Genomic DNA, 16414 nt, shown 5'->3' with positions numbered 1-16414 from the left:
CCTCAGAACTGGTAGCGACGCAGGCGCGTCTGGATCAGGAACAGGTAGATGCAGACCCCGACGAGGATGATGCCGAACATCGCCGTGGCGATGGTCGCCCCCATATGGGGATCGCCGAGCTGCAGCTGGAAGCCGAAGAAGGTGCGGTAGAGGAAGGTGCCAAGGATGTCGGTCGCGAAATCCGGCCCGGCCAGCGCCCCCTGCGCCACGTAGATCAGGTCGAAGGCGTTGAAGTTGCCGACGAAGGTCAGGATCGAGATGATGCCGATCGAGGGCAGGATCAGCGGAAGCTTGATCTTCCAGAACTGGCTCATGCCGGTGACGCCATCCATCTCGGCGGCCTCCAGCACCTCGTCGGGAATGCTCAGCAGCGCGGCATAGATCAGCATCATCGGGATGCCGACGAACTGCCAGACCGAGATCAGCGCCAGCGTGGTCAGCGCATATTCCTGCTTGCCGAGCCAGGGGGTGAACAGGCTCTTCAGCCCCACCATGTCCAGCATGCCGGGCGCGATGCCCCAGATCGGCGAGAGGATCAGCTTCCAAACGAAGCCGACGATGACGAAGCTGAGGATGGTCGGCACGAAGATCGCGGTGCGGTAGAAGGCCGCCATCCGGAGCCGTGGCGAGGAGAGCAGCGCGGCCAGCAGCACCCCGATCGGGTTCTGCACCAGCATGTGCACGAGGAAGAACCAGGCGTTGTTGCCCAGCGCGTTCCAGAAGGTCTCCGACCAGCGCGGATCGCCGAACAGCGTGCGGAAATTGTCGAGCCCGGCGAAGACCCGGGCGCGGTCGACCAGCGTGAACAGCGACAGGTTCAGCGTGGCGAACAGAGGGATGATCATGATCGCGGTGTAGATCAGCACCGCCGGTGCGAGAAACACGGCGATGTGCCAGCGGACGGCTTTGCGGGCCATGTTCCCCTCCTTCATCTTGGCTCAAATATCCTCGGGGGGTGCGGGGGGCAGACAGCCCCCCGCTTCCGGCGTCAGATCACTTCTGCGGTTCGTACCACGAAGCCAGACCGTCCTGCAGCCGCTTGGCCGCGTCTTCCGCAGTCTCGGTGCCGCGCACCACATTGGCCGAGGCGTTCCAGGTCTCGTTCTCGAGGTTCGGCGTGCCGCGCGACAGGATCTGGTAGGTCGAGCGGATCGACGGCTTGCAGGTCTCGCGCCAGTTCACGAATTCCTGCGCCAGCGGATCGTCCAGCGCCACCGCCTCGTTCGACAGGGGGAAGAAGCCCGGCAGCGCGTTGGCGTAGAGCTTGGCGAACTCCGGCGAGGCGACCCAGTTCAGGAAGGTCTTGGCCGCTTCGGCATTGGGCGAGGCCGCGTTCAGACCGATGCCGATGTCGGTGTGGTCCGAGATATAGCACTCGTCGCCCTCGGCCTGCACCGGCGGGTAGAAGGCGCCCATCTCGAATTCGGCGAGGCTCTTGAAGCCCGAGATTTCCCACGAACCGGCGGGATAGATCGCGGCGCGGCCCAGCGTGAACAGGTTCTGGCTGTCCGGATAGGTCTGCGCCTCGAAGCCGTCGCCCAGATAGTCCTTCCACTTCGCCAGCGCGCGATAGGGCGCAACCCAGGGCTCGTCGGTCAGCTTCTGCGTGCCCTCGATCAGCGCCAGACGGCCTTCCTCGCCTTTCCAGTAGGTCGGGCCGATGTTCTGGTAGCCCATCGTCGCGGCTTCCCACTGGTCGTTGGTGCCCATCGCCATCGGGATGTAGGTGCCGTCTTCCTTGATCTTGTCGAGCGCGGCGAAGAATTCAGCCTCGGTCTTCGGCACTTCGATGCCGAGTTCGGTGAAGGCGTCCTTGTTGTAGATGAAGCCGTGGATCACCGAAGCCATCGGCACGCAGAAGGTCTGCGCGCCGTCATCGGTGGACCAGCCCGATTTCGCCACATCGCCGAAATTGGCCATGCCGGGCAGATCGGTCAGATCGGCCAGTTGGCCCTTCTTGAACAGCTCCAGCGAGGCGTCGAACGGGCGGCAGGTGATCAGGTCGCCCGCCGAGCCCGCATCGAGCTTGGAGTTCAGCACGGCGTTGTATTCCGCCGGGGCCGAGGGGGCGAAGTTCAGCTTGATCCCCGGGTTGGCGGCCTCGAAGGCGGGGATGATGCTGTCCTGCCAGATGGTCAGGTCGTCGTTGCGCCAGCTTTCGATGGTCAGCGTCACATCCTGCGCCGAGGCCGCGCCCGCCAGCAAGGTGCTGGTCAGCAGTGCGACACGGAGGGTCTTCATCGTCATGGTCGTCTCCCGGTTGGCGGGTGTTCACCCGGCTTTATTGGTCTCGTCCGATCCGCGCGAGGGCGGGGCCCAGATGGCCGCGCGTATCCTGCAGGGCGGTGGCCGCCGCTTCCGGCGTGGCGCCGGCGGCGATCAGCACCGCGGGCTTCACCGCGCCGCGGCTGGCCTCCAGCGCCGCGTGCGCCGTCTCCGGCGCCGCGCCGGAGATCCCGGCGACGATGCGGGCGGCCCGCTCGATCAGCTTGGCATTGTCGGCCTCCAGATTCACCATGTAGCCATCATGCACATGGCCGAGCCGGATGCCCACCAGAACCGACATCAGGTTCAGCGCCACCTTCTGCGCCGTCGCCGCCCCGAGCCGCGTCGACCCGGCGACGATCTCCGGCCCGGTCTCCAGCCAGATCGGCAGATCGGCCAGCCGCAGCAGCGCCGAGCCCGGCACATTGGCGATGCCCACCACCTGCGCCCCCGCCGCCCGCGCCGCTTCCGCGACCAGCAGCGTATAAGGCGTGGAGCCCGAGGCCGAGAGGCAGATCACCACATCCTTCGCCGTCAGCCCCAGCGCCGCGGTATCGGCTTGGGCCAGCGCGGGATCGTCCTCCACCGCGCCGGTCAGGTGCAACAGCGCCCCCGCGCCACCGGCAAAGAGCATCGGCGTGCGGTCGGGCGGGATGCCGAAGGTGCCCAACAGCTCCAGACAATCCGCCAGCGCCATCAGCCCCGAGCTGCCCGCTCCGGCATAGACCATCCGGCCCCCGGCCAGCAGGGCCTCCGACGCCACTTCGGCCGCAGACTCGATCGCCGGAAGCGCCCGCTCCACCACAGCCACGGCTCCGACATGGCCGTCGAGCGCCAGCCGCAGCAGCTCCGCGCCCGGCAGGGCATGCAGCCCCTCGGCGGCGGGATGGCGGGCTTCGGTCGGGCGATCGGTCATGCGGCGCGTCTGTCCTTCGGTCCTCAGTCCCGTTGACAATGCCAAATTAATACCAATTGTAAAGCCTGTAGTTCGGGCGGTTTGGAAACCGCGTAAATCCGGCGCTTTGAACATGGCGCTTCCCATCTGGTATTGTTTTGGTATCCTTCGCGCGAGAGGAGTCGCCATGTCCCTGTTCCTTGGTCTCGACGGAGGCGGCACCGGCTGCCGGGCGGCTGTGGCCGACGCGTCCGGCCGCCTGCTCGGCAGCGCCACCGGCGGCCCGTCCAACATCGCCAGCGATCCGGCGGGCGCCCGCGCCAATATCCTCGCCGTCGCCGCCGAAGCTCTCGGCAGCCACGGCGGCCTATCCGATCTGCATGCCGTGCTCGGCGTCGCCGGGGCCAATGTGGCCTCCTGCGCCGCGCAGATGATCGCCGAGTTACCCTTCGCCGACACCCGCATCGTCTCCGACGCGGTGATCGCGGTGAAGGGGGCGCTGCAAGCCGGCGACGGCGTGGTCGCCGCCATCGGCACCGGCTCGGTCTTCGCGGTGCAGCGCGCGGGCGCCATCCGGCAGATCGGAGGCTCCGGCCTCGTGCTGGGCGACGAGGCCAGCGGGGCCTGGCTGGGCCGCGCCCTCTGCGCCCGGGCCCTGCGCGCCCGCGACGGCTTCGAGCCCGAGACGCCGCTGCTCTCCGACCTGATCGCCAGACTGGGCGGGACCGACGGGGTGATCCGCTTCTCGCTCTCCGCCCGCCCGGTCGATTTCGCCGATTTCGCCCCCCTGCTCGTCACCTCCTCCGACCCCGCCACGCTCGCCCTGATGCGCGAGGCCGCGGGCGAGGTGGAGGCCTACATCAACCTGCTGCAACAGGGGCAGAACCTGCCGGTCACCTTCCTCGGCGGGCTGGGGCCGACCTATGCGGGGCTGCTCGACGGCCGCTGGCCGATCCGCCCGGCGCTCGGGTCCGGGCTGGACGGCGCGCTCTGGATGGCGCGGCAGGGGGTGGCGGCGTGAACCTGCTGTTCTCCCCGCAGCGGTTCGACGATCCCGGCGCGGGGCCGCTCTACCTGCAACTGCAACGCCGCATCGCCGAGGCCATCGCCTCCGGCCGTCTCGCCCCCGGCGACAGCCTGCCGGCGGAGCGTGACATGGCGACGATGACCGGCCTCTCCCGCGTCACCGTCCGGAAGGCGGTGCAGGCGCTGGTGCTTTCGGGCCAACTGGTGCAGCGGCGCGGGTCGGGCACCTTCGTTGCGCATAAGGTGGAGAAGCTGGAACAGGCGCTGTCGCTGCTGACCTCCTTCACCGAGGACATGCAGCGCCGGGGCCGCACGGTTGAATCGGTCTGGCTCAGCCGCGCCGTGCATTCGCCCTCGCCGGAGGAGGTCATGGCGCTCGGCCTCGGCGCCGATGACCGTGCGGCGCGGCTGGCGCGGGTCCGGCGCAGCGACGGCATCCCTCTGGCGATCGAGCGCGCCAGCCTCTCCACCGCCTTCCTGCCGGATCCCGAGGTGGTGGAAACCTCGCTCTACGGGGTGCTGGAGGCGCGCGGCCTGCGCCCGACCCGGGCGGTGCAGCGCATCTCCGCCGCCAATCTGGGCCCGCGCGACGCGGAGCTTCTGGAGGTGGCGGAAGGCGTGGCCGGGCTGAAGATCGAGCGGGTGAGTTATCTTCCCAGCGGGCAGGTGATCGAGTTCACCCGCTCGCTGTACCGCGGCGACGCCTATGACTTCGCGGTCGAACTGAAATTGACTTGAAAGGACAGATTCATGGCAGAGACATTCATGGCGCGCGAAGTCGCCGAGATCCCCGCGGCCGCCGCCCGCTTCCTCGACGGGTCGCGCGGCGCGGTCGAGGCCGCCGCCGCGGCGCTGCGCCAGCGTGATCCTGGGCTGATCGTGACCGTGGCGCGCGGCTCGTCGGACCATGCGGCGACCTATCTGAAATATGCGGTCGAACTGCTGGCCGGGGTGCCCGTCGCCTCCGTCGGGCCCTCGGTCGCCTCGATCTACCGCCGCCCGCTCCGGCTCGGGAATGCCGCCTGCATCGGCATCTCGCAATCCGGCCGCAGCCCCGACATCGTCGAGATGATGCGCGCGGCGGGCGAAGGTGGGGCGCTCAGCATCGCCATCACCAACTTCGCCGACGCGCCGATGGCGCAGGCCTCGGCCCATACCCTGCCGCTGCTGGCGGGGCCGGAGAACAGCGTGGCCGCGACCAAGACCTTCGTCACCTCGGTGCTGGCCGGGCTGGCGCTGCTGGCCGAATGGCAAGAGGACCAGGGCTTGCGCAATGCGTTGGCCAGCCTGCCCGAGGCGCTGGAGCAGGCGCTGACGCAAGACTGGTCGCCGATGGCGGCGCGGCTGTCGCGGGCGAATTCGCTCTATGTGCTGGGCCGGGGGCCGGGCTTCGCCATCGCCGCGGAATCGGCGCTGAAGTTCAAGGAGACCTGCGGGCTTCATGCCGAAAGCTACTCCGCCGCCGAGGTGCTGCATGGCCCGGCTGCCATCGTGCAGGCCAACTTCCCGATCTTCGCGCTGGGGATCGAGGACGCCGCCCTGCCGCAGGTCATCGCCACGGCCGAGCGGCTGGCGGCGCAGGGGGCCGATGTCTTCCTGACCGGGGCCGAGGCCAAGGGCGCGGTGACGCTGCCTTCGGTCGGCGGGCTGCATCCCTTGGTGGCGCCGCTGGTGCTGACGGCCAGCTTCTACGCCTTCATCGAGGCGCTGGCGCGGCGGCGCGGCTTCGACCCCGACACGCCGCCGCATCTGCGCAAGGTAACGGAGACGACATGAGACAGGCCTACAGCGGAGCGGCGATCTTCGACGGCGCGCGTCTGCTCGACGATCACGCGCTGGTGCTGGAGGCGGGCAAGGTCGTCGCGATCCTGCCCGCCGCCGAGGCGCCGGATGCCGAGCGGCTGGAGGGCGGCATCCTCGCCCCCGGGCTGATCGACCTGCAGATCAACGGCGGCGGCGGGCTGATGGTGGATGGCGCGGCCACGCCCGCCACCTTCGCCGCCATCTGCGCCGCGCATGAGACGCTGGGCGCGATGTCGGTGCTGCCCACGCTGATCACTGACCGACCCGAGGCCACGCGGGCGGCGATCGCGTCGGGGGTGGCGGCCCTCGGCACGCCCGGCTTCCTCGGCCTGCATCTGGAGGGGCCGCATCTCGATATCCGCCGCAAGGGGGCGCATGATCCGGCGCTGATCCGCCCGATGCAGGAGGCCGATCTCGCACTCTACTGCGAGGCCGCGCGGAAGCTGCCGACGCTGATGCTGACGCTGGCCCCCGCTTCGGTGACGCCGGCGCAGATCGCCGCGCTGACAGAGGCAGGCGTGATCGTCAGCCTCGGTCATGCCGATTGCACCCTGACCGAGGCGGAAGCCGCCATCGCGGCGGGGGCCAGTTGCGCCACGCATCTCTTCAACGCGATGAGCCAGCTCGGCCATCGCGAGCCGGGGCTGGTGGGGGCGACGCTGACCCACCCCATCGCCTGCGGGCTGATCGCCGACGGCATCCATGTCTCGGAACAGGCGATGCGGATCGCGCTGGCAGCGAAGCCCGAGGGCATCTTCCTCGTCTCCGACTGCATGTCCCCGGCGGGCACCGACCTGACCGAGTTCCAGCTGAACGGCCGCCGCACCCTGCGCCGCGACGGCAGGCTGACGCTGGAGGATGGCACTCTGGCCGGGGCCGACCTGACGCTGCCGCAGGCGATGCGGCATCTGGCGGGCTTGGGCATCGCGCGCGAGCGCATCCTCGCCATGGTCACGTCGATCCCCGCTGCCGCGATCCGGCGAGAGGCAGAGATCGGCCATCTGGCGCCCGGGCGCCCAGCGGATCTGGTGCATCTGGCCGAGGATTTCAGCCTGCGCGCCACATGGCGGGCGGGCGTCAGGACAGACCGGCCGTCTCGGCCCTGAGCCAGTCGCGGAAGGCGGCGAGCGGCGGATGATCGGCGCGGCTTTCCGGCCAGACCAGCCAGTAGCCGTGCCGCCCCGCGACAGGACCGCCGAAGACCGGGACCAGCGCGCCATCGGCCAGCGACGGGGCGGCAAGGAACTCCGGCAGCAGCGCCACGCCGATGCCGTGGATCGCCGCCTGCATCATCGTGGCGAACTGGTCGAAGACCATGCCGCGCGGCGCCTGCGCCTCGATCCCGTGATGCGCGAGCCAGCCCTGCCAGCCGCGTGGCCGGGCTTCCAGCTGCAACAGCGGCAGGGCGAGCAGGTCCGCCGCCGCCCGCACCGGATGCGCCGCCAGAAACTCCGGCGCGGCGACCGCCACCACATCCTCGCCGAACAGCCGCAGATGCCCCGCCTCGGGCCAGGTCTCGCTGCCGAAATGGATCGCGGCGTCCATCCCCTCTTCAGCGAAGTCGAAGGGCCGCAGCCGGGTCGCCAGATTGATCGTCACCCCCGGATTGGCCTTCAGGAACCCCGGCAGGCGCGGGGCCAGCCAATGCGTGCCGAAGGTCGGCAGGATCGCCAGCGCCAGCGTGCCGCCGCCCGGGCTGGCCGTCACCTGAACCGAGGCGCGGCCGATCAGGTCCATCCCGCGCCGCACCTCGGCGGCATAGGCCAGCGCCGCCTCGGTCGGCAGCAGGCGCTTTCTCTGCCGCAGGAACAGCGCGACGCCCAGCTGCGCCTCCAGCCCCTGGACCAGACGGCTGACGGTGCCCTGCGTCAGGTTCAGCTCGCGCGCCGCCGCCGCCGTGCTGCCGGTGCGCACCACCGCCTCGAAGGCGGTGAGCAGGCTGAGCGAGGGCAGATAGCGCCGCGAGAAAGCCACTTGATGCACTCCCTGCATGAACTTCCCCGGATTTAGGGTTATTCCCGCCGCGAAGAAAGCCCTATCTGCCGCAAGACCACGGGTGCTTGCCCCGCATCGCCACCCGCTCTACCCTGCCCCTGCCCATCGAGAGGACGCCATGACCGACCGCCCGAAGCTCAAAGCCAAAGACGCCCCCGACCTCGGCCGTTTCGACTGGGAAGACCCCTTCCGGCTGGAGGACCAGCTGTCGGAGGAGGAGCGGATGCTGCGCGACGGCGCCCGCGCCTATGCCACGGAAAAGCTGCAACCCCGCGTCATCGCAGCCTATCGCGAGGAATCCACCGACCCCGGCATCTTCCGCGAGATGGGCGAGATGGGCCTTCTGGGCGTCACCATCCCCGAGGAATACGGCGGGCTCGGCGCTTCCTATGTCGCCTACGGTCTCGTGGCGCGCGAGGTGGAACGGGTCGATTCCGGCTATCGGTCCATGATGTCGGTGCAATCCTCGCTGGTGATGTATCCGATCTACGCCTACGGCTCCGAGGAGCAGCGGCGGAAGTATCTGCCGGGTCTGGCCAAGGGCGAGCTCATCGGCTGCTTTGGCCTGACCGAACCCGACGCGGGCTCCGACCCGGCGGGGATGAAGACCGTCGCGAAGAAGACAGACAGCGGCTATGTGCTGAACGGCTCGAAGATGTGGATCTCCAACGCGCCGATCGCGGATGTCTTCGTGGTCTGGGCGAAATCCGAAGCGCATGGCGGCAAGATCCGCGGTTTCGTGCTGGACAAGGGCATGACGGGCCTCAGCGCGCCGAAGATCGGCGGCAAGCTTTCCCTGCGCGCCTCGATCACCGGCGAGATCGTGATGGAGAATGTCGAGGTCGGCGAAGACGCGCTGCTGCCCTACGTCGAAGGCCTCAAGGGGCCCTTCGGCTGCCTCAACCGCGCCCGCTACGGCATTTCCTGGGGCGTGCTGGGCGCCGCCGAGTTCTGCCTGCATGCCGCGCGGCAATACGGGCTCGACCGCAAGCAGTTCAACCGCCCGCTGGCCCAGACCCAGCTCTACCAGCTGAAGCTGGCCAACATGCTGACCGACATCAGCCTCGGCCTGCAGGGCAGCCTTCGCGTCGGTCGGCTGCTCGACGAGGCCAATGCCGCACCCGAGATGATTTCCATCGTCAAGCGCAACAACTGCGGCAAGGCGCTGGAAATCGCCCGCTGGTCGCGCGACATGCATGGCGGCAACGGCATCCAGGAAGATTTCCAGATCATGCGCCACATGGTCAATCTCGAGACGGTGAACACCTACGAGGGCACGCATGACGTGCATGCGCTCATCATCGGGCGCTCGATCACCGGGCTTCAGGCCTTCTTCTGACCCCAATCGACGACACAGCGCCAGAGGCACCGCCCTGCCGGAGCCTCGGCACGCCAGCAAGGACAGCGCGATGCAAGATCTCTTCTCCTCTCTCGGCCTCACCCCCGATCTGACGCAGGGCGGCACGCTCGCCGTGCGCTCGCCTATCGACGGGGCCGAGATCGCCCGCATTGCGGAAACCCCCGTCTCCGACATGCCGGCGATCATTGCCCGGTCGCAGACGGCGTTCCGGGCTTGGCGCGAGGTGCCTGCCCCGCGGCGCGGCGAGCTGGTGCGGCTTTTGGGCGAGGAGCTCCGCGCGGCCAAGGCCGAGCTGGGCGCCCTAGTGACGCTGGAGGCGGGCAAGATCACCTCCGAGGGTCTGGGCGAGGTGCAGGAGATGATCGACATCTGCGATTTCGCCGTCGGCCTGTCGCGTCAGCTCTACGGCCTGACCATCGCCTCCGAACGTCCGGGCCACCGGATGATGGAGACCTGGCACCCGATGGGGCCCTGCGCCGTCATCTCGGCCTTCAACTTCCCGGTCGCCGTCTGGTCGTGGAACACGGCGCTGGCGCTGGTCTGCGGCAACCCGGTGATCTGGAAGCCGTCGGAGAAGACGCCGCTGACCGCCATGGCCTCGATGAAGATCATGGAGCGGGCGCTGGCGCGCTTCGGTGACGCGCCCGAGGGGCTGGTGCAGCTGGTGATCGGCGGGCCTGCGGTGGGCGAGGCGCTGGTGGGCTCGAAGGACGTGCCGATCGTCTCGGCCACCGGCTCGACCCGGATGGGGCGGATCGTCGGGCCGAAGGTGGCGGAACGCTTCGGGCGCTCGATCCTCGAGCTTGGCGGCAACAACGCGATGATCGTGGCGCCTTCGGCCGATCTCGACATGGCGGTGCGGGCCATCGTCTTCTCCGCCGTGGGTACCGCCGGGCAGCGCTGCACCTCGCTGCGGCGGCTGATCGTGCATCACTCGATCCGCAAGGATCTGGTGGCCAAGCTCGCCGCCGCCTATGCCTCGCTGCCCATCGGCGACCCGCGCAAGGAGGGCACGCTGATCGGCCCGCTGGTCGATGCCGCCTCACGCGACCGGATGCTGTCAGCGCTGGAGCAGGCGAAGGCCGAGGGCGGCACGGTGCATGGCGGCGCGGCAGTCGAGGGCGTGGCGGGTGGCGCCTATGTCCAGCCCGCCATCGCCGACATGTCGGGGCAGAGCGCCATCGTGAAGGAGGAGACCTTCGCGCCGATCCTCTACGTCATGGGCTACGAGACGCTGGAGGAAGCCATCGCGCTGCAGAACGACGTGCCGCAGGGCCTGTCCTCCTGCATCTTCACGCTGAACCTGCGCGAGGCCGAGACCTTCCTCTCGGCGGTCGGCTCCGATTGCGGCATCGCCAATGTCAACATCGGCCCCTCGGGCGCCGAGATCGGCGGGGCCTTCGGCGGCGAGAAGGACACCGGCGGCGGGCGCGAGAGCGGCTCGGATGCCTGGAAAGGCTACATGCGGCGGCAGACCAACACGGTGAACTACTCGGCGCAGCTGCCTCTGGCGCAGGGCGTGAAGTTCGACATCTAAAGCGCCGCCGACCAGAGCCGGAACCGGCCCTGACCCGTGACCTCGCGGATCAGGCCGAGCTCGGTCAGCCGGTCGAGGTTGCGTTGCACCGCCGCGCGCGAGGCCTTGGTCTCCGCCTCGGCCACCGGAGCGGAGAGCAGCGGCCAATGCGCCAGCGCCGCGATCAGCAGCGGCGGGGTGCGGCCCGACAGGCCCGCCGTCGCCGCCGCGGCCCGGGCCTGCCAGTCGTCCAGCCGGTCCAGCAGCCGCAGCGCCGCGAAGGCCGCCTGCACCGCCCCGGCATACCAGCGCGCCAGCCGGTCCTCCGCCGGGCCGCCGGGGCGCAGCGCCTGGCTGCCGCCGGTGGCCAGCGGCAGGAACACAGCGCCGCGCCCCTCGGCGGCGGCAAGACGCGAGGCGACCACCGCCGCCTCGATCCGGGTCGAGGCCGCCGGCGCGGTCAGCAGCCCCCAGGCATGGAAGCCGAGCGCCGCGCGGGTGATCGGATGCATCCCGAGCGAGGCGGTCTCGATCTCGGACCAGTCGGCGAGCCAGTCCTGCCCGGCCTCCTGCCGCCCGAGGAAGGCGGCGAGCCCGGCCTGCGGTCCCGGCCCCGAGGTCAACCGCCGTACCGCCCAGCCGGCCCGGGCCAGCGCCAGGCTGTCGTCCTGCACCCCGTCGAGCCGCAGCGCCAGCCACAGCGCCAAGCGGTCGGGCGTCACCCGGTCGCCCGCCCACCACGAGAACTCCGCCGCCTCGACCAGCGCCAGACGGCTGCGCGGGCCCTCGGCAGCGCGGCGCAGGCGCTCGTCCAGCGCGCCGAAGCGATAGGCCGCCCGCGCCAGGTCGGGGGCCAGCGCCGCCTCGGCGGCGCGCCACTCGGCCGGGCGCAGCAGGCTGCGGCGGTCGGCGCGCGGCAAGGGGGCCTGCGCAACCTCCTCATCGGGCTCCGGCAGGAACCACAGGTCTTCCTCCGCCTCCGGATCCGCGTCATAGGGCGAGGGGGGCGTCAGCTCGGCATCGGCATGGGGGCGCTTCATCGCAGCAGGATACCACCGCAAGGCCGGAGATTCCGAGCCCCGTCTTCGGCAAGGCGAGACCTTTTGCCGCACGTTTGTCCTTTACCCACCGGCGCAATGCCTCCATCTTCGCCCCCGACCTGCGGCATGCGGAAGAACGAGACATTGATATGCTGATTGCATTGGATAAAATCTTTTCGGACGACCCATCGCCCTATGTTCTGGTGGATCGCGACCTCAGGATCACCTGGGCCAATGCGGCCTACCTGGCGACGACCGGCCGCAGCGCCGAGAGCATCATCGGCCGGATCATTACGGACGCCTTTCCGGCGCCACCCGACTCCGTGCCGGACCAGATGCTGCGCATGTCGCTCAGCCGCGTACTGGAAACCGGCCGTATCGATCACCTGCCGCTGATCCCCTATCCGATCACCGCTCCCGACGGATCGGTCACCGAGCGCTACTGGAGCGCGACCCATACGCCGATCATGGATGGCGAGGGCAGGGTGGAATACATCCTGCAGAACACCAATGACGTGACCGAGATCTACCGCGAGAGCAACACGCTCGGCGCGCCCGGCGACAATGCCAAGGTGATCCGCCGGGCCGAGGCGGTGGCCAAGGAGAACCTGGCGCTCGGCGCGGCCGTCAATTTCGTGCGCTCGGCCTTCGACCAGGCGCCGAGCTTCATGGTGGTGCTGAAGGGTCGCGACCTGACCTTCCAGATCGTCAACGAATCCTACCTGCAGCTCGTGGGGCGTCGCGACCTGATCGGCAAGACCCTGCGCGAAGGCCTGCCGGAGCTGGAGGGTCAGGGGTTCTACGAGCTTCTGGAGCAGGTCTACAACAGCGGCGAAGCGGTGACGCGGCGCGGGGCGGAGGTTCGCCTGCGGCCGACGCCCGAGGGGCCGGAGGAGCCGCGCTTCGTCGACTTCATCTTCAGCCCGATGAAGGATCCCGACGGCACGCCGAACGGCATCTTCGTCGAGGGGCATGACGTGACCCGGCAGAAGCTGGCCGAGGCCGAGCTGATCGCGACGCGGGAGCGGTTCCGCACCATGGCGCAGTCGATGCCGAACCATGTCTGGACGGCGACGCCGGAAGGCGTGATCGACTGGGTCAACGACCGGATCTACGCCTATACCGGGGTGGCCGAAGGCCAGCTCTATGACGGGCAGTGGATCGACGTGGTCCATCCCGACGACGCGGAGGAGGGCGGCGCGGTCTGGGCGGCGGCGGTGGAGAGCACCAGCCTCTACCAGACCGAGTTCCGCATCCGCAGCGCCGACGGGAGTTACCGCTGGCACATCGTCCGCGCCGTGCCGCTGCGCGACGCCTCGGGGGCGGTCGAGCGCTGGATCGGCACCAACACCGACATCGAGGACCGCAAGACGGCCGAATCCGCCCTGGCCCAGCTGAACGCCACGCTGGAAGAGCGGGTGGAGCAGCGCAACCGCGAGCTGGAGGCGCTGCACGCCACCCTGCGCCAGAGCCAGAAGATGGAGGCCATCGGCAACCTCGCCGGCGGCATCGCGCATGACTTCAACAACCTGCTGCAGACCATCACCGGCAGCCTGCAGCTGGCGCTGCGCGGGCTGGAACCGGACTCGCCGGTGCGGCCGCGGCTCGACCAGGCGATGAAGGCCGTCGGGCGCGGGGCGACGCTGGCCTCGCAGCTCCTGTCCTTCGGCCGGCGCCAGCCGCTGGCGCCCAAGGTCATCAACCTGAGCCGCCTCTTGCGCGATGCCGACCACATCGTGCGCAGCGCCCTCGGCGAGGCGGTGGAGGTCGAGACCATCGTCGCCGGCGGCCTGTGGAACACCTGCGTCGACCCGGCGAATGTGGAAAGCGCGATCCTGAATCTCGCGATCAACGCCCGCGACGCGATGAACGGCCAGGGCAGGCTGACCATCGAGATCGGCAACGCCTATCTCGACGACGCCTATGCCCGGGCCCATGTCGACGTGACGCCGGGGCAATATGTGATGCTGGCGGTGACCGACACCGGCTGCGGCATGCCGCCGGAGATCATCGAGAAGGTCTTCGAGCCCTTCTTCACCACCAAGGCGGAGGGCCGCGGCACCGGGCTCGGCATGTCGATGGTCTACGGCTTCGTCAAGCAGTCCGGCGGCCATGTGAAGATCTACAGCGAGGTCGGCAACGGCACCTCGATCAAGATCTACCTACCGCGCTCGCTGGAGGCCGAGGATACCGCCCGCCCGGCGCAGTCCGGCCCGATGACCGGCGGCAACGAGACGATCCTGCTGGTCGAGGATGACGAGGACGTGCGCGCCACCGCGGCGGGGCTGCTCGCCGATCTCGGCTACACCGTGCTGCAGGCGCGCGACGCCGACCGGGCGATGACCATCGTCGAGAGCGGCGCGCGCATCGACCTGCTGTTCACCGACGTGGTGATGCCGGGGCGGATGACCAGCCGGCAGATGGCCGAGAAGGCCCGGCTGATGATGCCCAAGCTCGCGGTGCTGTTCACCTCGGGCTACACCCAGAACTCCATCGTGCATGGCGGTCGGCTGGACGCCGGGGTGCAGCTGCTCAGCAAGCCCTACACCCAGGAGGCGCTGGCCCGGAAGCTGCGCGAGGTGCTGGCCAAGCCCGCCGCCGTGGTCGAACAGCCGGTCGCCTCTCCGCCGCCGCCGCCGGCCGCGCCGCTGGCCGGGCTCAGGGTGCTGGTCTGCGAGGATGACGTGATCATCCGCATGAACCTGGCCGAGGTGCTGCAGGAGGCGGGCTGCTCGGTGCTGGAGGCCGGCAACGGGAAGAAGGCGCTGGCGCTGCTGGAGACCGGGCCGGTCGACGCGGTGCTGATCGACCTCGGCCTGCCGGACATGTCGGGAATGGATCTCGCCGCCACGATGCGCGACCGCCTGCCCGACCTGCCGGTGGTCTTCGCCACCGGCCAGACCCATGTCGCCGGGATCGAGGCGATGGGCCGGGCGCAGGTGCTGACCAAGCCCTTCGGCGACGACGCGTTGATCGAGACGCTGCTGGCGGTCCTCGGCCGGACGGCCTGACCGCTGTTGCCTGCCCGGGCGCAGCGCTCCCGGGCAGGCGGCGGGCCTAGCGGGGCCGCGCCGTCGTCGGTTCCTCGTCGATCACCTCGCCGGACATCGCCGGGTCGGTCGCGCTCGCCGGACTGCCGACGATCAGCGGCAGCAGCTCGGTGCCGGTGGCGCTGGGGGCCGAGGTCTCGGCCGGCTCGCGCCAGCTGAGGGTGTCGAAGCCGCCGCAATTGTCGCAGATCGGGCCCCAGGCGGCATGGATGCTCTGGCAGTTGTCGCAGCACCATTGCGGGCCGCGCGGCGCGGTCAGCGCCCGGGCCAGCCAGCCGCGCACCACGGCGTCGTCGGCACCCTCGCCGCGCTCCACCGCCGCCATGATGGTCAGCGCCCGGGTCGTCGGGTGCCGGGTCACCAGATCGCCCAGCGCACGACGGGCGGCCGGGAAATCCTCGGCAGTCAGCGACAGCTCGGCCAGCAGCATCCGGGTCTCGTCATTCTCCGGATGGATCGAGGTCAGGGTGCGGAACCGCTTCAGCCGGGCGGTCGGCGTCTCGTCCGGCTCGATCTCGGCGAAGGCCGCCGCGAGGTCGGGATGCGGCTGCGCCTCCCAAGCCTTCTTCAGTACGCGGGTGGCGTATTTCGGATTGCCCTGCGCGATGTAGCTGCGCGCCGCCATGGCGGCGGCGGGGATCAGGTCGGGCGACTGCTTGTTGGCGGCGATCGCCGCCTCGCGCGCCTCGATCGAGGAAGCGTCGTCGAACACCACCTTCGCTGTCTGCAAGGCCAGCACCGCGTCGCGCCGCTGGTAGACCGCCTTGGGCAGCGCGCCCGACTTGCGCTTGGCGCTCAGCGTGCTGCGCGCCCCGGTCCAGTCGTTGCGGTCGGCCTGCAGCTTCAGCAGGATGTCCTGCGTCTCGGGGTGGCGCGGCTTCAGCGCGAAGGCCTTCTCGGCCAGTTGCAGCGCGGTGGCCGTGTCGCCCTCCTCGATCTTCTGCTTCATCAGCCCGCGGATGCCGACGAAGCGGGTGCGCTCGTCGTTCAGCAGGGTCTTGTAGGCCTCGGTCGCACGGCGCGAGTCGCCGGATTGTTCGGCGGCCTGCGCCATCAGCAGGTTGGTCAGTTCGGGCCGGCCGAGGTATTTCTCGGCCTTGCTGGCGCGCGACATCGCGGTGCGCGGCTCGCCCGCGGCCAGCGCCATCATGCCCTCGGCCAGCGCCTGATAGCCCTTCTTCTCGCGGCTGCGGTCGAAATAGCGCGAGATCGCCGTCTCGTCGCCGTTCAGGAAGCGCAGCAGCGCATAGGTGAAGCCGACCAGCTTGAGGAAGATCCAGACCGCCAGCACCAGAAGCAGCGCGGCGATCACCGCCTGCAGCGGGCCGAGGGTCAGTTCCATGTCGGCGATGGCGATGCGGACGCCGCTGCCGTTGTCCATCAGCAGACCGGCCCCGAAGGTCAGGGCGGCGACGGCAGCAACGAACACCAGAACCTTGATCAGGGACCAAATCATCTAAATTT

The 16414-nt window shown here is 69.6% G+C and carries 13 protein-coding genes; 7 read left to right on the top strand and 6 right to left on the bottom strand.

Going from position 1 to position 16414, the window contains the following annotated elements:
- Positions 1-2: 2 nt before the first annotated feature.
- The 3 genes from C5F48_RS05970 to C5F48_RS05960 form a co-directional block, all read right to left on the bottom strand.
- Positions 3-917: a carbohydrate ABC transporter permease gene (locus tag C5F48_RS05970; RefSeq protein ID WP_107663015.1), complete on the bottom strand. Its 915-nt coding sequence runs from the start codon at positions 915-917 to the stop codon at positions 3-5.
- 76 nt (positions 918-993) lie between these two features.
- Positions 994-2247, bottom strand: coding sequence for an ABC transporter substrate-binding protein (locus tag C5F48_RS05965; RefSeq protein WP_107662998.1), 1254 nt, complete (start codon positions 2245-2247; stop codon positions 994-996).
- A gap of 34 nt (positions 2248-2281) precedes the next feature.
- Complete coding sequence (locus C5F48_RS05960; protein ID WP_107662997.1) at positions 2282-3181, bottom strand: N-acetylmuramic acid 6-phosphate etherase; 900 nt, start codon at positions 3179-3181, stop codon at positions 2282-2284.
- Between the two features lie 166 nt (positions 3182-3347).
- Here C5F48_RS05960 and C5F48_RS05955 point away from each other — a divergent pair, with 166 nt between their 5' ends.
- From C5F48_RS05955 to nagA, 4 genes are read left to right on the top strand one after another with little or no spacing between them, the layout of a single operon-like run.
- Complete coding sequence (locus C5F48_RS05955; protein WP_107662996.1) at positions 3348-4181, top strand: glucosamine kinase nucleotide-binding domain-containing protein; 834 nt, start codon at positions 3348-3350, stop codon at positions 4179-4181.
- On the top strand, positions 4178-4924 hold the full coding sequence (locus C5F48_RS05950) for a GntR family transcriptional regulator (protein WP_107662995.1): 747 nt from the start codon (positions 4178-4180) through the stop codon (positions 4922-4924). The genes C5F48_RS05955 and C5F48_RS05950 overlap by 4 nt, the downstream gene beginning before the upstream one ends.
- A 12-nt stretch (positions 4925-4936) precedes the next feature.
- Positions 4937-5962: an SIS domain-containing protein gene (locus C5F48_RS05945; protein WP_107662994.1), complete on the top strand. Its 1026-nt coding sequence runs from the start codon at positions 4937-4939 to the stop codon at positions 5960-5962.
- Complete coding sequence (nagA, locus tag C5F48_RS05940) at positions 5959-7095, top strand: N-acetylglucosamine-6-phosphate deacetylase (protein WP_107662993.1); 1137 nt, start codon at positions 5959-5961, stop codon at positions 7093-7095. Before C5F48_RS05945 ends, nagA begins: the two co-directional genes overlap by 4 nt.
- Here the strand turns inward: nagA and C5F48_RS05935 are convergent.
- Entirely contained in the window at positions 7067-7981 is a 915-nt protein-coding gene (locus tag C5F48_RS05935) for a LysR family transcriptional regulator (RefSeq protein WP_107662992.1), read from the bottom strand. The genes nagA and C5F48_RS05935 overlap by 29 nt on opposite strands.
- 121 nt (positions 7982-8102) lie before the next feature.
- On the opposite strand from C5F48_RS05935, the gene C5F48_RS05930 reads away from it, so the two are divergent.
- Both C5F48_RS05930 and amaB read left to right on the top strand, forming a co-directional pair.
- Complete coding sequence (locus C5F48_RS05930) at positions 8103-9323, top strand: acyl-CoA dehydrogenase (RefSeq protein WP_107662991.1); 1221 nt, start codon at positions 8103-8105, stop codon at positions 9321-9323.
- A 70-nt stretch (positions 9324-9393) separates the two neighbouring features.
- The gene (gene amaB, locus C5F48_RS05925) at positions 9394-10881 is read left to right on the top strand and encodes an L-piperidine-6-carboxylate dehydrogenase (protein ID WP_107662990.1); all 1488 of its coding nucleotides are present in this window, start codon (positions 9394-9396) and stop codon (positions 10879-10881) included.
- On the opposite strand, the gene C5F48_RS05920 is transcribed toward amaB, so the two are convergent.
- Positions 10878-11900, bottom strand: a complete 1023-nt coding sequence (locus C5F48_RS05920) for a helix-turn-helix domain-containing protein (RefSeq protein ID WP_107662989.1) — start codon at positions 11898-11900, stop codon at positions 10878-10880. The genes amaB and C5F48_RS05920 overlap by 4 nt on opposite strands.
- A gap of 149 nt (positions 11901-12049) precedes the next feature.
- On the opposite strand from C5F48_RS05920, the gene C5F48_RS05915 reads away from it, so the two are divergent.
- Complete coding sequence (locus C5F48_RS05915; RefSeq protein ID WP_107662988.1) at positions 12050-14911, top strand: hybrid sensor histidine kinase/response regulator; 2862 nt, start codon at positions 12050-12052, stop codon at positions 14909-14911.
- A 46-nt stretch (positions 14912-14957) separates the two neighbouring features.
- On the opposite strand, the gene C5F48_RS05910 is transcribed toward C5F48_RS05915, so the two are convergent.
- On the bottom strand, positions 14958-16406 hold the full coding sequence (locus C5F48_RS05910) for a heme biosynthesis protein HemY (RefSeq protein WP_107662987.1): 1449 nt from the start codon (positions 16404-16406) through the stop codon (positions 14958-14960).
- Between the last annotated feature and the right edge of the window lie 8 nt (positions 16407-16414).

Origin of the sequence: Cereibacter changlensis JA139 (assembly GCF_003034985.1) — a bacterium.
Lineage (GTDB): Bacteria > Pseudomonadota > Alphaproteobacteria > Rhodobacterales > Rhodobacteraceae > Cereibacter > Cereibacter changlensis.
This window is presented reverse-complemented; position numbering and strand designations above follow the sequence as displayed.

Excerpts from the sequence above, each read along its gene's own strand:
- C5F48_RS05970 (WP_107663015.1), bottom strand. The coding sequence starts at position 917 with ATGGCCCGCAAAGCCGTCCGCTGGCACATCGCCGTGTTTCTCGCACCG.
- C5F48_RS05965 (WP_107662998.1), bottom strand. The coding sequence starts at position 2,247 with ATGACGATGAAGACCCTCCGTGTCGCACTGCTGACCAGCACCTTGCTG.
- C5F48_RS05960 (WP_107662997.1), bottom strand. The coding sequence starts at position 3,181 with ATGACCGATCGCCCGACCGAAGCCCGCCATCCCGCCGCCGAGGGGCTG.
- C5F48_RS05955 (WP_107662996.1), top strand. The coding sequence starts at position 3,348 with ATGTCCCTGTTCCTTGGTCTCGACGGAGGCGGCACCGGCTGCCGGGCG.
- C5F48_RS05945 (WP_107662994.1), top strand. The coding sequence starts at position 4,937 with ATGGCAGAGACATTCATGGCGCGCGAAGTCGCCGAGATCCCCGCGGCC.
- nagA (WP_107662993.1), top strand. The coding sequence starts at position 5,959 with ATGAGACAGGCCTACAGCGGAGCGGCGATCTTCGACGGCGCGCGTCTG.
- C5F48_RS05935 (WP_107662992.1), bottom strand. The coding sequence starts at position 7,981 with ATGCAGGGAGTGCATCAAGTGGCTTTCTCGCGGCGCTATCTGCCCTCG.
- C5F48_RS05930 (WP_107662991.1), top strand. The coding sequence starts at position 8,103 with ATGACCGACCGCCCGAAGCTCAAAGCCAAAGACGCCCCCGACCTCGGC.
- amaB (WP_107662990.1), top strand. The coding sequence starts at position 9,394 with ATGCAAGATCTCTTCTCCTCTCTCGGCCTCACCCCCGATCTGACGCAG.
- C5F48_RS05920 (WP_107662989.1), bottom strand. The coding sequence starts at position 11,900 with ATGAAGCGCCCCCATGCCGATGCCGAGCTGACGCCCCCCTCGCCCTAT.
- C5F48_RS05915 (WP_107662988.1), top strand. The coding sequence starts at position 12,050 with ATGCTGATTGCATTGGATAAAATCTTTTCGGACGACCCATCGCCCTAT.
- C5F48_RS05910 (WP_107662987.1), bottom strand. The coding sequence starts at position 16,406 with ATGATTTGGTCCCTGATCAAGGTTCTGGTGTTCGTTGCTGCCGTCGCC.